The organism is Thermanaerothrix daxensis, assembly GCF_001306145.1.
GTDB classification, from domain to species: domain Bacteria; phylum Chloroflexota; class Anaerolineae; order Anaerolineales; family Anaerolineaceae; genus Thermanaerothrix; species Thermanaerothrix daxensis.
In genome coordinates, this window is record NZ_LGKO01000006.1 from 238,704 (window position 1) to 253,076 (window position 14,373).

Below are 14,373 nucleotides of genomic sequence, written 5' to 3' on the forward strand. Positions count from 1 at the left end.
GAAAGGAGGTGAGCGCGTATGCCCATCACCGATTTGATTCCCTGGCGTCCAAAGCGCTCGCTGGCCGTTCGTCGCGAGGCAGAACGCTCGCCACTGGCGCTCATGCGCGACTTCGATCGCTGGTTTGAGTCCTTCTTTGAGCGTCCCTGGTCGCTGGCGCCGTGGGAGTGGTTGGAGGAGACCTGGGAGACCTTCACGCCGCGCGTAGATGTGAAGGAGCGGGCCAAAGACGTGGTCATCACCGCCGAACTGCCCGGCATGGATGAGAAGGACATTGAAATCTCGGTGGTCGGCGACTCCTTGATCCTCAGCGGCGAGAAGCGTCAGGAGGAAGAAGAGCAGGGTGAGGATTACTACCGCATGGAGCGCCGCTACGGCTCGTTCCGCCGTGTCATCCCGTTGCCCTGCGAGGTGGAAGTGGAGAAGGCTGAAGCCACCTTCAAGAAGGGCGTGCTGACCATTACCTTGCCCAAGACCCCCGAAGCCCAGCGGGCGCGCAAGGTCATTCCGATCAAGACGGCCTGAGCAAGAGCCGAAGCGGGGGTGGCACGCCACCCCCGTTAAATTCTTTCAGGAGGAATCCCATGATCATTGGAGCCAGCCGCATGCAGCATCTGTTTCGCCGTACTGCCGGCATTAACGTGGACAAAAGCGATCTGAAACGCATTTCGGACCTCATCAGCGACAAACTGCATGATTTGCTGATCATGGCCGAACGTGCTGCCGCCGCTAACGGGCGCGATGTGATTACCGAAGCCGATTTACCGCTCACGGCGGGCTTTCAGCGCAGTTTGCAGGCCTTTCGCGATCTCAATGAGGAGATTGAACTGCGCCCTGTGCTCGAACGCATGGCCACCTACCCGCCTCTGGACCGCACCCTCTCAGCGGAGGTGGAAGCCATGCTGCCCGACCTGGCAGGTGCGCTGCTGCTGATTATGGCGCGCAGCCTGAAGGTCCTTGACCCGAAGGTGGAGAATCCCGTGTCGGAGCACTTTGATCGCCTGGAAGCATTGCTCGAATTAACCCTGTAAAACCAGCCCTGCCTGCCCCCTGGCGGGCAGGATTTTTTAATGCCTGGTAGAAAGCGCAACGGCTCACAGCCCCAACTTGGGATAGAATCAAGAAGTCTTTACCTCGGGTTTCGGGATGGTGCTTTGATTCTCCCCTCTCATCCGGCGCGCTCCTGGCAACCTGCTCTGGCCATGATTGTGGGGGTGGCTTTGGTGGAACGGCTGGCTCTGGCGTGGCTGTACCCGGTGCGTGCTTTCAGCGATACGGGGGCCTATCGTCGCGCGGCGCAAAGTATTGCCAGCGGTTGGAGCCACTATGATGGTGTGCGCACGCCGGGGTATCCGGCCTTCCTGGCCCTGTGGGGCGGGGATGCACGGGTGTACCTGGCGCAGTTAGGTCTGGGGGTGACCATCACTCTGATTTTCTTTTTCCTGGGCTGGCGGTTGTGGCGCTCCCCGGTCCTGGGGCTGGCCGCAGCGCTGGCGCATACCCTTAACTTGGGGCAGCTCTTCTTCGAGGCGCATTTGCTCAGCGAGACTCTGGCCACCTTTTGGGTGGTGGTCAGTTTGGGATTGGCCTGGGCTTGGTTTGAGGTGGCTCCGCGCTGGCGACCCTGGCTGGGCCTGGGGGTGGGGATCAGCGCGGCGCTGGCCGGGCTGACGCGCCCGCTGTTCGTCTTTCTCCCTTTCTGGCTGGGGCTGGCGCTGGCGCTGATGCCGGTGCTAAGTGCCCATGGCGGGCTGCGACAGCGCTTGTGCTCCCTGGAATGGCGCACCCTGTTGGCAGTCGTGCTTCCGGCGGCCGTGCTCATCGGTGCCTGGATGGCCTTCATTCATGCCCGCTTCGGCATGTGGAACGTAACCACCATGACCGGCTACAACCTGATTCAGCATACCGGATATTACTTCGAGTATGTGCCGGATGAGTATGCAGCCCTGCGCGATGTGTACTTACGTTACCGTGATGCCCGAATGGCGCAATACGGCACCCAGACCAATGCTATCTGGCAGGCCATTCCGGAGATGATGCAGGCCTCGGGCCTGGGCTTCTACGATCTCTCGCGCACTCTGGCCCGGCTCTCATGGCAACTCATTCGCGAGCCCCCCACGCTTTACCTGCATTACGTCTTGAAGGGGTGGTGGCTTTTCTGGCGCGCGCCCATCGTCTGGGTGGCGGAAAACTTCAGGCTGCCGGCGCTGTTGCCCTGGGTGACGGGACTGATCTGGGTGGAGCGCGGCATATTATTTGCCACCAACCTGCTCTTTCTTGTCGGATCGGCGGGGTGGTTCCTGCTGCCACGGGTACGGCGGGGGTTGCCCCTGCACCCCTACCAGGCCCTGCTGGCGGCCACAGTGTGGGTCACTTCGGTGGTGCAGACCCTGCCCGATCACGGTGATAACCCGCGTTTTTTGGTGCCCATGCAGTCGCTGGTGGTGATATGGGTGCTGGGGCTGGGGGTGGCGTTCTGGAAGCGATGGCAGGCACGGCGCAAACCATAGGAGGTGCGCACGGGCAAGCGCATATGGGGGGCCTCCGGCGCTTGTGATTGCCTTTGTCCAGGGCTATACTGGAAGGTAATGATTTTCGAGGGAGGAGGGCACGATGGGCGTCGGTATCCTGGGATTTATGTGCTTTGGGCTGTTTTTACTGGTCTTTACGGGTTTGGGCATCTACATGTTCTACCGTTATGCGCGGGAGCGCAAGAAAACCGCTGAGGCCCAAGCCTGGCCTTCGGTGGTGGGCAGTGTGGTGGAGGCTGCGGTGGCGGAGAGCACGCAGGTTTCCACCGACCCCGAAGACTCGATGATCCAGGGTAAGGTTTACACGCCTCGTGTGGTGTACACCTACGCAGTGGACGGGGTATCCTACCACGGTGAGCGCATCCGGGTGGGCGCGCAAACCTTTGTCAGCAGCCGGCGCAAGGTGGAGCAGGAACTGGCGCGCTACCCAGTGGGGGGTGAGGTGCGTGTGTACTACAACCCTCAGAACCCGGCTGAAGCCCTCTTAGAGCCTGGGGTTCCCAGCCGGGCAACGCTGATTGTTGGCATTATCTTTCTGACCGTGGCGTTGATGACGGCCTGTCTGGTCGGTGTGGCCGTGTTGGCGACGCTTATGCAGTAGCCCGCGCCGGGGGGCGTTTTGTTGGTTTGAGAAAGATTTCCCCGGGCAGTTTCCAGGAAAAAATCCCGCCCAGTTGATATGTCATTACGATGAGTTTATGTTATGTACTGGCGCATGGCGCAGGCCTTCCCCATTGCGGGGTCGGTGTATTCTTACGCCCAGCGTGGCCTCAGTCCGCACGTGGGCTTTATGGCCGGGTGGGCCATTTTGGTTGACTACATCCCAGTGCCGGCACTGGTGTACCTGGTGGCCGGGTTGTGGCTCGCGGCGGAAATCCCCACCATCCCGGTTTGGGGCTGGATTCTGATGTTCCTGGTGCTCAACAGTGTGCTCAACCTGCTGGGCATTGATGTGATGGCACGCAGTATGTGGGTGATGCTGGGGATCGAACTGCTGGCGTTCTTTGCCTTTGTGGTGGCCGCGATCATTTATGTTGCCAAGGGCGGCGGCGTGGGTGCGTTCAGCCTGGCGCCGTTCTTCGATCCTGAAAAGTTCAACTGGCAATTTGTGCTTACAGCCACCTCGGTCTCGGTGCTTTCGTATCTGGGGTTTGATGCCATTAGCACCCTGGCCGAAGAAACCCGCAATCCTCGTGTGATGATTGGCCGCTCGATGATCGTTGCCCTAGCCATGCTGGCTTTCTTCTTTATGACCCAGACCTGGCTGGCGGCGCTGGTCTGGCCGGATTACACCACTTTCCCCAATACCGACGTGGCGTTCTTCTACATTGCCCAGGAGGCGGGCGGTACGGTGGTGCGTCTGCTGGCCCTGATCGGCACGGTGCTGGCCTGGGGGATCGGGGATGGTATTGCCGCGCAGGCTGCCGTCTCACGCGTCCTCTACGGCATGGCCCGCGATGAGCAACTGCCCAAGGCCCTGGCGTGGGTGCACCCCAAGTACAAGACCCCCTGGATCGCCATCTTCTTGGTCGCGCTGATCACCCTGCCCATTGCCACTTTGCTTGACCTGGAAGTCCTCTCTTCGCTGGTCAACTTCGGCGCACTGACCGCTTTCATGGTTCTGCATATCACGGTGATCGGCTACTACTTCTTCCAGAAGAAGGAGCGTTCGCCCCAGGGTATCTTGAATTACCTCATCCTGCCCCTGATCGGGTTGCTGATTATTGGCTTTGTGTGGGCCAACCTCAACGTCCATGCGAAGACCCTGGGCTTCATCTGGCTGGGGATTGGGTTTGTGCTGTTGCTGATCGTCTCGCGCGGCTTCCGCAAAGTGCCGCCGGCCTTGCAGGTATAGGTATAATGTCATTTTAGGAGGTGGATGATGAAACGGTTGACTCGGGATCATGTGTTCTTTGCATTTGCACCCGATCTGAAGCCGGCATTGGAAGTTCAGCCGGGTGAGGAAGTCTGGCTGGAGACCCACGATTGCTTTGAGGGGCAACTGAAGAGTGAGAACGATTTGATTGATAGCCTGGATTGGAGCCACGTCAATCCGGCGACCGGCCCACTGTACATCCAGGGGGTCTCTGCCGGGCAGGTGGTGCGCGTGGACATCCTCGAACTGAAGATCGGCGAGCGTTCAACCATGGTCACGGTCCCCGGGGAGGGTGCGCTGGGCCAGCACCTCACCCACGTGGAAACGGTCCTGCTGCCGCGCGAAGGCAATACCGTGGTTTTCCGCAACCGTGTGCGCGTGCCGGTGCGCCCGATGATCGGTGTGATCGGTGTAGCCCCGCGTGAGGGCAGTGTCCCCTGCGGAACCCCCGGTCCCCATGGGGGCAACCTGGATTGTACCCTCATCGGCGAGGGAGCCAGCGTGTACTTCACCGCTCAGGTGGATGGCGCGCTCTTCGGGTGTGGCGACTTCCACGCCGCCATGGGGGATGGCGAGATCGTGATCTGCGGCGCCGAAACGCCGGGCGAGGTGCGCCTTAAACTCCAGCCCGTTCCAGACCTCGTGGGTCTGTCCACCCCGTTCGTGGAGACCGCTGACCGGGTGGCAACCCTGTACTCGGCTCCCACCCTGGATGAGGCCGCCCAAGGCGCCATCGAGGCTATGGCCAAATTCCTCACCGATAAGGTGGGGCTGAGCATCAACGACGCGGGGCTGCTGATGAGCCTGGTGGGCGAACTGAAAGTGTGCCAGGTGGTGGACCCGCTCAAGACAATGCGCTTCGAGTTCCCCAAGGCCGTGCTGGCTGACTACGGCTACCGCCTGCCGCGCTAAACACACGCTATCGCTGAGGAAAACGAGCCTGAGGGAGGTGAGAAGCCTTCCTCAGGCTGTTTTTTATCCGGAGGTGCACCAGGGGCGGAAATACGGGTACAATTGAGCCGGTTTTTTTAAAATGTGATCTTTAGATGGGAGAACGCTATGGGAATGGATTTTCAAACTCCTGCCTGGGTGCATGAGGCGGTCTTTTATCAGATTTTCCCCGATCGTTTCGCCAGCAGTCCGGCGGTGGAGAAGCCGGGTAATTTGGAAGCCTGGGAAGCCGCTCCTACCCCCTATGGCTTCAAAGGGGGGGACTTGCTGGGAATTGTGGAGCACCTGGATTACCTCCAGGATCTGGGCATTACTGCCATTTACCTCAACCCCATTTTCCAATCGGCTTCCAATCACCGCTATCACACCCACGATTACTTTCGCGTGGATCCGCTGCTCGGCGGGGATGCGGCCTTTCGCCGTTTGCTGGACGAGGCGCACCGCCGGGGCATGCGCATCATCCTGGATGGCGTCTTCAATCATGCCAGTCGGGGCTTCTTCCAGTTCCACCACATTCTGGAGGTGGGGGCACAATCTCCCTATCTGGATTGGTTTGTGATCAAGGGGTTCCCCCTCAATGCCTACGAGGGCACGCCCAATTACAAGTGTTGGTGGAATTTGCCCGCCCTGCCCGAATTCAACCATGCCAACCCCCAGGTACAGCGCTTTATTTTTGATGTGGCACGCTACTGGCTGGAGCAGGGGATTGATGGCTGGCGGCTGGATGTGCCTTTCTGCGTTACAGAGCCGGGCTTCTGGGCACGGTTTCGCGAGGTGGTCAAGGCTGCCAACCCGGAGGCCTATATCACGGGCGAAATCCCGGAGGCTGCCGATCCCTGGCTGCAGGGGGATCAATTCGACGGGGTGATGAATTACCTGCTGACTTACGCCTGCTGGGGCTTTTTCGGCGGAGAACATCTGCGGCGCGACCTGGTTGGACACTGGTACCAGCACGGCCCGGAGTTCTTTGTGAATGACGCAGCCGGTTTTGCGGAGAAGATCACCCATCTGCTGGAGCGCTACCCGCGCCCGGCAGTGCTGGCGCAGTTGAATTTACTGGATAGCCATGATACGGCTCGCTTCCTTTCGCTGGTGGGTGGGGAGCGTGCTCGACTGCGCTTGGCCGTGCTTTTCCTGATGACCTACCCCGGCGCACCCTGCGTTTACTACGGGGATGAGATTGGGCTGGAAGGAGGGCAAGACCCCGATTGCCGGCGGGCTTTCCCCTGGGACGAGCGGCGCTGGGATCAGGATCTGCGCGCCTGGTATCGTACCTGCATCGGCCTGCGCCGGGCGCACCCGGCTCTGCGCACCGGGACGTTTACGGTGCTCCACGCTCAGGGAGATGTGCTCATCTACGCACGTCAGTCAGGGGCAGATGCGGCTGTGATCATCCTGAATCGCTCGTCGCAGACCCTGCACCTGGATGTAGAGGTGGGAGCAGGCCTGCCGGAAGCCTCGCGCTGGCGCGATGCGCTGGGGGCAGGGACGGCCCAGGTCACACAGGGCCATCTGCACGGCCTCAGTCTGGGCCCGCTGAGCGGGGCCGTGCTGTTGCCGGCCTGAGAAGTCACGTTTTGTATAGCCTTTAAGGGCTCCATTCTGCTCTCGCCCCGCCTGCGGGCGGGGTAAAATTGGGGACGATCTTTTGGGAAACTTATGAGGTAGAGCGGAATGACGTGGATTAAGGGTAAAACGGTCTTGATTACCGTGGCGACGGATGGCATTGGTAGGGTCACGGCGCGCGAACTGGCAAAACAGGGCGCGCAGGTGGTCATTGTGGGCCGCAACCCCGAAAAGACGGCCCAGGTGGCCGAGGCGCTGCGTGAAGAGACCCGCAATCCCCAGGTGGATTTTCTGATTGCCGATCTGGCCTCACAGGCGGCCATTCATCAGATGGTGGCCGCTTTTCGCCAGCGCTATGCGCATCTGCATGTGTTGATTAACAACGCGGGGGCCTACTTTACCCGCCGCCAGCTCAGCCCTGAGGGCCTGGAGATGACCTTTGCCCTCAATCATCTGGGCTACTTCCTGACCACCCTGCTGCTCCTGCAGGTGCTCAAGGCCAGTGCGCCGGCTCGGATCATTAACGTCTCATCCATGGCGCATGCGGGTGCGCGACTGAACTTTGAGGATCTGCAAAACGAGCGCCGTTACAACGGCTGGCGGGCTTATTCGCAATCGAAGTTGGCCAATTTGTACTTCACCTACGAACTGGCGCGGCGGCTGGAAGGATCGGGGGTGACGGTCAATGCGCTGCACCCCGGTTTTGTGGCTTCGCGCTTTGCCCACAATAATCACGACCCGATTGCATGGGGCTTCCGCCTGCTGCAGCGCTTTTTTGCCATCTCCCCGGAGCAGGGGGCGCAAACGTCCATCTACCTGGCTACGGCGGAGGAGGTGGCCGGCGTCAGCGGGCGCTACTTCGTCAACTGCCGCGCTGTGCCTTCATCGCCGGTTTCGTATGATCGGGCGGCGGCTCAGCGCCTGTGGGAGATCAGCCTGCGCCTGTGTGGCCTGGCGGAGATCACGCCGGTCACCTTCACGGCGGTGGGGTAGCCGCCAGCGCCTGACGCACCGGTGCAAAACTGTGCCGATGCAAGGGGCAGGGGCCCAGGCGCGCCAGGGCGGCCCGATGGGCGGGTACGCCGTAGCCCTTGTGGTGAGCGAACCCGTAGCCGGGGTACTGTGCGTCGTACTCACGCATTCGTGCGTCGCGCGCCGTTTTGGCCAGCACGGCGGCGGCGGCAATGCTCAGGGCGCGCTGGTCGCCTTTGATCAGTGCCAGTTGGGGTAAGTCGAGCTCGGGCAGGCGCAGGGCGTCAATCAGGAGATAATCGGCGCGCCAAGCGGCCGCCTCCAGTGCCCGCATCATGGCCAGGCGTGTGGCGGGCAGGATGCCCAGACGGTCAATCTCTTCCACCGAGGCCATTCCCACCCCCCAGGCCAGCGCAATGCCGCGGATGCGTTCGGCCCAGCGTTCACGCTGCGCGGGGGTGTGTTGCTTGGAATCGCGCAGGCCGCTCAGATGAGCCAGGACCTTCTCCTCGGGGGGCAGAATCACGCAGCCCGCCGCTACCGGTCCCGCCCAGGCGCCACGCCCGGCTTCATCCAGACCGGCTACAAGGCGGGCGCCCTGTGCCCACAGGCGCCGTTCAAAGGTCAGGTTGGGAGAAGCGGGGACTTCAAAGGGGGCGAGGCGGCGCATCGTACAGCCCTCGCCGCGCGTTGCGGCGGATTTTCAGCACATCCAGGAACATCTGGCGCGCATCGCGCCACATGCGCACTTTACTCTCGGGGTTGAAGTACCAGGGAATGGGAATTTCGACAATCTTGTAGCCCTGCCGTCGGGCGATGAAGAGGATTTCCACATCAAAGGTCCAACCGTAAATGGTTTGGTGGCGGAAGAGGTCCTCAGCAACTGCGGCGCGGAACATTTTGAAACCGCACTGGGTATCTTGCAGGCCCGGCAGGGCCAGCAGGCGTACCAGCAGGTTGAAGGCGCGGCCAGCCAGATGGCGGAATTCCGGCTCGCCGTAGCGACGGGCGCCGGGGGCTTCGCGCGAGGCAATGGCAATATCTACGTCGCCGGGTAACTGGGGCGGGAGGAAGCGATTGACCTCGGTGATGGGCATGGAGAGATCGGCATCGCAAATGAAGCGGTATGCGCCCACCGCGGCCAGCATGCCGCGCCGCACAGCCCAGCCCTTGCCGCGCACATCCTCGTGAAAGACACGCAGGTAAGGCAGACGCGCCGCAAACCCCTGTGCCACGGCCAGGGTGGCGTCGGTTGAACCATTTTCTATCACCAGTACTTCGGCAGTGTAAGGCTGGCCGGCCAGAAAATCATGGATGGCCTGCAGAGTGCTCGGCAGGCGGTGCTCTTCGTTGTAAGCGGGGATGATGATGGAAAGCAGGGGTTCGGTCAAAGGTCACCTGCCCACGAGGGGTACCGCGGCGCGTGAAGGTCTAGAAAAGCGGAACGTTGAGGTGATCGCGCTCGCTGCCGTCGGCCTGCCCGCTGATCACCACTTCTTGCCCCGGTGCACCTGCCAGGCGGACCACCTCATACACCTCGAAGGCGTTGCCCAGGTAGGGCTTGCGGCGGCCGGTGACGAAGACCTGGCCCGCTTTGAGGCGACGGATCAATTCGTCTCGTGTGAGCAACACATGATCCGAAAAGACCAGCCCACGGCGCTCGTGCACACGTGCCAGTGCCAGCCGCCCATCCGCATCGTAGCGCACGGCCTCGACCACCCCATCAAATTTTTTGGGGAGCGATACAGCATTCGATTTCTTTTTCAAAATGGGTAGTGCCATCGGTGACCATCACCCTTTGAAGTTTGTACCCGGCTTGCGCTGCCCGCTTGCAGGAACAACCGCCGAGCATCCTCGGCGGTAAGCGTCCCAGTCGGGGTGGGCGGACTTGAACCGCCGACCCCCGCGTCCCAAACGCGGTGCGCTTCCATCTGCGCCACACCCCGCTGCTTCAGAGTATAATCGGAAGGGTCATCCTTCGTCAAGGACTCTGTGGGTTTGCAGGTCGAGGGTGGCGCGCGCCCGGAGACGGGCGCATTCTGTGCCTGATTTCATTGAGGAGGCGTTTGATTCATGAGCGAGTTTTCGCTGCCCGAAGTGGCGTCCCGTTTCATTCGCTATGCACGCATAGATACGCAATCCGATCCGCATTCGAACACTTGCCCCAGTACCGCCAAACAACTTGACCTGGCGCGCTTGCTGGTGCAGGAACTGGAAGCGCTGGGGTTGCAGGAGATCACGCTGGATGAGAACGGTTATGTGATGGCTACCTTGCCCTCCAATGTGAGTCACTCCGTGCCGACGGTGGGGCTGATTGCCCACATGGACACCAGCCCTGACTTCACCGGTACCAACGTCAACCCTCAGGTTCGCTTCTACCAGGGGGGTGACCTGGTACTTGACCCGGAGCAGGGAATTGTGCTCTCACCGCGCGAGTTCCCCGAACTAAGCCGGTATGTCGGGCAGTGGCTTATCACCACCGATGGGCGTACGCTGCTGGGCGCGGACGACAAGGCGGGCATTGCGGAGATTATTACGGCGCTGGCCCATTTGATATCTCATCCGGAGATCCCGCATGGGCGGATTCGGGTGGCCTTCACCCCCGATGAAGAGATTGGGCGTGGGGCGGATCGCTTTGATGTGGCGCGGTTTGGGGCGGATTTTGCCTACACGGTGGATGGCGGCGAATTGGGGGAACTTTCGTACGAGACTTTCAATGCTGCCAGTGCCACGGTAACGGTGCGCGGGCGCAGTGTGCATCCGGGTGCGGCCAAAGGCAAGATGATCAATGCGCTTGAAGTGGGCATGCAGTTCCACGCCTTACTTCCGGAGGCAGAGCGCCCGCAGTATACCGCAGAGCGCGAGGGGTTCTATCATCTCACTCACCTGCAGGGGACGGTGGAAGAGGCGCGCCTGCATTACATCCTCCGCGACCACGACCGTGCCCGCTTCGAGGCGCGCAAGGCCTGGCTACAGCGTGCGGCGGATTTCATTGCGGCCCGTTACGGGCAGCCGCTGGTGCAGGTGGAGGTGCGCGATTCGTACTACAACATGCGTGAGAAGATTGAGCCGGTGTGGCACATTGTCGAACTGGCCGAGGAGGCCATGCGCGCGTGTGGGGTGACTCCCAGGATTGTGCCCGTGCGGGGTGGCACAGATGGGGCGCGCCTTTCGCACATGGGCCTGCCGACCCCCAACCTCTTCACCGGCGGTCATAATTATCACGGGCGCTATGAGTACATTCCCATTCCCTCCATGGAAAAAGCCGTCGCGGTGCTGGTGGCGTTACTGCGCCGGGTGGCACAACCCCCCGCGTGAATGCGCCAGGTGGGGAGAATGGTATAATAAATCACGGTGATCATACAATCTGGATGTGGTGTCCAGAGATTTTTCATCACCCGGTTCTGGCCAGCCTACTGCCTAAAACGGCCTGACCGTCTTTGTGTTTAATCTTAGAAGAAAGAGGTTGATGCCTAGATGATTCCGATGGACGAGACCATTAAGCGGGTCATTCCTAACCACTTCAGCCTGCCCCGGCGCATCAATCGCCTGGGACAACTGGCTTACAACCTGTGGTGGACCTGGAATCCCGATGCTCAAATGCTCTACCGCCTGATCAGCCAGCGCTTGTGGGATCAGGTCAACCACAACCCGGTGACCTTCCTGAAAAGGGTGGAGCGCAGTCAGTTAAATGCGGTGACCAATGACCGCCACTACCTGGACCTGTATGACCGCACCATACAGCGCTTTGATGCCTATCTGCAGGATGCCGATACCTGGTTTGCACGCACCTATCCCCAGCACGTGAACGAGGTGATTGCCTACTTCTCGTTTGAGTTCGGCCTGCACGAGTGCCTACCGGTTTACGCAGGCGGGCTGGGTATTCTGGCCGGCGATCACCTCAAAGAAGCCAGCGACCTGGGTATGCCGGTGGTGGGGGTGGGGTTCATTTACAACCAGGGGTACTTTGTGCAGCGCATCACGGAGGATGGCTGGCAGGAGACCAGTACGTACTACCTGGACTATGACGAAGTGCCCCTCATCCCGCTGAGCGATGCCCAGGGTCAGCCGGTGCTGATCAGCGTGGAACTTCCGGGGCGGTTGGTGTATGCGCGCCTGTGGCAGGTGCAAGTGGGGCGGGTGGCGCTTTACCTTCTGGATACCAACCTGGAGCAGAATCAGGAGAACGACCGCCAGCTCACGGCACGGCTTTACAGCAGTGATCCTGAGGTGCGCATCTCGCAGGAGATCCTGCTGGGGATTGGTGGGGTGCGTGCCTTGCGCCGCCTGGGAATTTACCCCAAGGTGTGGCACATGAACGAAGGCCATTCGGCTTTCCTGGTGCTGGAACGGGCGCGCGAACTGGTGCAGAGCGGCCTGACCTTTGAGCAGGCGGCGGCTCAGGTGCGTAAGGGCAATGTCTTCACCACCCACACGCCCGTGCCGGCGGGGGTGGATCAATTCCCGCTGTGGCTGGTGGATAAGTACCTCTCGGCGCTGTGGCCGCAACTGGGCCTGACGCGCGAAGAACTGATTGCGTTGGGGCATCAGACCACGCCATGGGGGGAGTCGTTCTGCATGCCGGTGCTGGCATTGCGCCTATCAGACCATGCAAATGCGGTCTCCGAACTGCATGGAGAAGTCTCGCGGCGCATGTGGAACTTCTTGTGGCCTGACCGTCGTCCGGAGGATGTGCCGATCATTCACGTGACCAACGGGGTCCACACGCCCTCATGGCTGGCGCGGCGGCTGCGCCTGCTGTACGAACGTTATCTGGGGCCGGATTGGCTGGAACATCTGGATGAACCTGAATTGTGGGATCGCATTGCCAGCATCCCGGATCATGAATTGTGGGCGGTGCGTCAGCACCTCAAGCGAAAACTGGCGCTTTATGTCAATGAAAGGGCGCGCCAGTTGTGGATGCGCGGCAACGTGCACCCCTCGCAGGTTCTCGCCAGCGGGGTTTTCCTGGAGCCTTATTCGCTGACCATTGGTTTTGCGCGGCGCTTTGCCACCTACAAGCGTGCCACCCTCATCCTGCGCGATTACGAGCGCCTGCTGCGCATCATCACCAATGCGGATATGCCGGTGCAGATCATATTTGCCGGCAAGGCCCATCCGGCGGATGAGCCGGGCAAGTTGCTCATTCAGCAGGTATATCGGGCGGTCAAAGATCCGCGGGCGGCGGGGCGGTTGGTGTTCCTGGAAGATTACGATATTAACCTGGCGCGTCTGTTGGTGCAGGGAGTGGATGTGTGGCTGAACAATCCGCGTCGCCCGAATGAGGCCTCGGGTACTTCGGGCATGAAAGCGGCCCTAAACGGTGTGCTCAACTTCTCGGTGCTGGATGGCTGGTGGCGCGAGGCCTACAACGGCGCCAACGGCTGGGCAATTGGCGAGGATGCCGACCCGGTAGACCCGGCGCATCAGGATGAACTGGATGCTCTCAGCCTTTACGACACGCTGGAGAAGGAGATCATCCCGCTTTACTACCAGAATCGCTCGGCAGATAACATCCCCTCCGGGTGGATTGCGCGGATCAAGGAATCCATTCGCACCCTGGCGCCGCAGTTCAGCACCCGCCGCATGCTCAAGGAATACCTGAGCGAGATGTACCTTCCCTGCCTGGAGGCGGAGGAGGGGCTCGCCTCCGAGAGCGAGACCGCGGCTTCGGTGACTTCGACGAAAGCGAGTTGAGCCATGCACCTGACGCTGACCTGGCAAAGTTTGCTGGTGGCGCTGGGCATTTTTGCCCTGCGTGTGTGCGATATGTCGCTTGATACCATCCGGGTGCTCTTCGTCGTACGCGGGCGCAAGGGGTTGGCCTGGGCACTGGGCTTCATGCAGTCCCTAATCTTCGTTATTGCCATCAGTTCGGTGCTGGCCAACCTGGACAATCCGCTTAACATCGTGGGGTATGCGGCCGGTTTTGCGACCGGAAACGTGGTGGGCATGACGATTGAAGAGCGCCTGGCGATTGGGCATTTGCAACTGACCATCATCAGCCCGTTACGGGGAGCAGCCATTGCCGAGTTGTTGCGCTCGCATGGGTATGCCGTCACCGAGGTGGCTGGGCGGGGATTGAGCGGCACGGTCACCATTTTACACGTTGGGGTGATGCGTAAAAACCTCAGTGAGGTGGAGACGCTGGTGCTGGAAGCCGACCCCGAGGCTTTTGTGACGGCCGAGGAGATACGCCCGGTGCGGCGGGGCTACTGGCGCGCCTGATGGGTATGAAGAGGGACACCCCGGTCAGATGGCCGGGGTGTTTTTTATCAACATGCAGCCTTGACCATAATCCTTTTGTTTGCTAAAATGTCATCCGCAAGGCGACGTGGCCAAGTGGCAAGGCAAGGGTCTGCAAAACCCTGACCGCGGGTTCGAATCCCGCCGTCGCCTCCTCGTGAAGCACCTTACCAGCCCCCGGCTTCCCTTAAACAGGGATGCCATCCCTGTAGAACGGCAACGCACCCGATG

14 protein-coding genes and 2 tRNA genes are annotated in these 14,373 nt (G+C 60.9%); 12 read left to right on the top strand and 4 right to left on the bottom strand.

Translation table 11 applies throughout. From position 1 onward, the window contains the following. The first annotated feature begins 18 nt into the window (after window positions 1–18). The 8 genes from SE15_RS13715 to SE15_RS13750 all read left to right on the top strand — a co-directional run bounded on the left by SE15_RS13715 (window position 19) and on the right by SE15_RS13750 (window position 7,917). Entirely contained in the window at window positions 19–525 is a 507-nt protein-coding gene (locus tag SE15_RS13715) for an Hsp20/alpha crystallin family protein (protein WP_054522690.1), read from the top strand. Window positions 526–584: 59 nt separating this feature from the next. Continuing rightward, a complete protein-coding gene (locus SE15_RS13720) occupies window positions 585–1,031 on the top strand; it encodes a DUF1931 family protein (RefSeq protein ID WP_054522691.1) in 447 nt (148 codons plus the stop codon). Between the two features lie 123 nt (window positions 1,032–1,154). Next, entirely contained in the window at window positions 1,155–2,510 is a 1,356-nt protein-coding gene (locus SE15_RS13725) for a hypothetical protein (protein ID WP_054522692.1), read from the top strand. 103 nt (window positions 2,511–2,613) lie between these two features. After that, window positions 2,614–3,132 (top strand): DUF3592 domain-containing protein, encoded by a 519-nt coding sequence (locus tag SE15_RS13730; RefSeq protein WP_054522693.1) that lies wholly within the window; start codon window positions 2,614–2,616, stop codon window positions 3,130–3,132. 102 nt (window positions 3,133–3,234) lie between these two features. After that, window positions 3,235–4,386 (top strand): APC family permease, encoded by a 1,152-nt coding sequence (locus SE15_RS13735; protein ID WP_054522694.1) that lies wholly within the window; start codon window positions 3,235–3,237, stop codon window positions 4,384–4,386. Window positions 4,387–4,410: 24 nt separating this feature from the next. Then, entirely contained in the window at window positions 4,411–5,319 is a 909-nt protein-coding gene (locus tag SE15_RS13740; RefSeq protein WP_083461964.1) for an acetamidase/formamidase family protein, read from the top strand. Window positions 5,320–5,466: 147 nt separating this feature from the next. Then, on the top strand, window positions 5,467–6,924 hold the full coding sequence (locus tag SE15_RS13745; RefSeq protein ID WP_083461965.1) for a glycoside hydrolase family 13 protein: 1,458 nt from the start codon (window positions 5,467–5,469) through the stop codon (window positions 6,922–6,924). Between the two features lie 108 nt (window positions 6,925–7,032). Further along, window positions 7,033–7,917, top strand: coding sequence for an SDR family oxidoreductase (locus SE15_RS13750; RefSeq protein WP_054522696.1), 885 nt, complete (start codon window positions 7,033–7,035; stop codon window positions 7,915–7,917). On the opposite strand, the gene SE15_RS13755 is transcribed toward SE15_RS13750, so the two are convergent. From SE15_RS13755 to SE15_RS13770, 4 genes are all read right to left on the bottom strand, one after another. Then, on the bottom strand, window positions 7,901–8,566 hold the full coding sequence (locus SE15_RS13755; RefSeq protein WP_054522697.1) for a ribonuclease HII: 666 nt from the start codon (window positions 8,564–8,566) through the stop codon (window positions 7,901–7,903). The genes SE15_RS13750 and SE15_RS13755 overlap by 17 nt on opposite strands. Next, entirely contained in the window at window positions 8,544–9,287 is a 744-nt protein-coding gene (locus SE15_RS13760; RefSeq protein WP_054522698.1) for a dolichyl-phosphate beta-glucosyltransferase, read from the bottom strand. Before SE15_RS13760 ends, SE15_RS13755 begins: the two co-directional genes overlap by 23 nt. 40 nt (window positions 9,288–9,327) lie before the next feature. Continuing rightward, a complete protein-coding gene (locus tag SE15_RS13765) occupies window positions 9,328–9,678 on the bottom strand; it encodes a hypothetical protein (RefSeq protein WP_054522699.1) in 351 nt (116 codons plus the stop codon). Between the two features lie 91 nt (window positions 9,679–9,769). Continuing rightward, window positions 9,770–9,842 (bottom strand) — tRNA-Pro (locus SE15_RS13770). 127 nt (window positions 9,843–9,969) lie between these two features. On the opposite strand from SE15_RS13770, the gene pepT reads away from it, so the two are divergent. From pepT to SE15_RS13790, 4 genes are all read left to right on the top strand, one after another. Beyond that, window positions 9,970–11,214, top strand: coding sequence for a peptidase T (gene pepT, locus SE15_RS13775; protein ID WP_054522700.1), 1,245 nt, complete (start codon window positions 9,970–9,972; stop codon window positions 11,212–11,214). A gap of 159 nt (window positions 11,215–11,373) precedes the next feature. Further along, entirely contained in the window at window positions 11,374–13,593 is a 2,220-nt protein-coding gene (gene glgP / locus SE15_RS13780; protein WP_236690046.1) for an alpha-glucan family phosphorylase, read from the top strand. Window positions 13,594–13,596: 3 nt separating this feature from the next. Next, complete coding sequence (locus SE15_RS13785; RefSeq protein ID WP_054522701.1) at window positions 13,597–14,124, top strand: DUF2179 domain-containing protein; 528 nt, start codon at window positions 13,597–13,599, stop codon at window positions 14,122–14,124. Between the two features lie 100 nt (window positions 14,125–14,224). Further along, window positions 14,225–14,295: transfer RNA gene (locus SE15_RS13790), tRNA-Cys, on the top strand. Window positions 14,296–14,373: the final 78 nt, after the last annotated feature.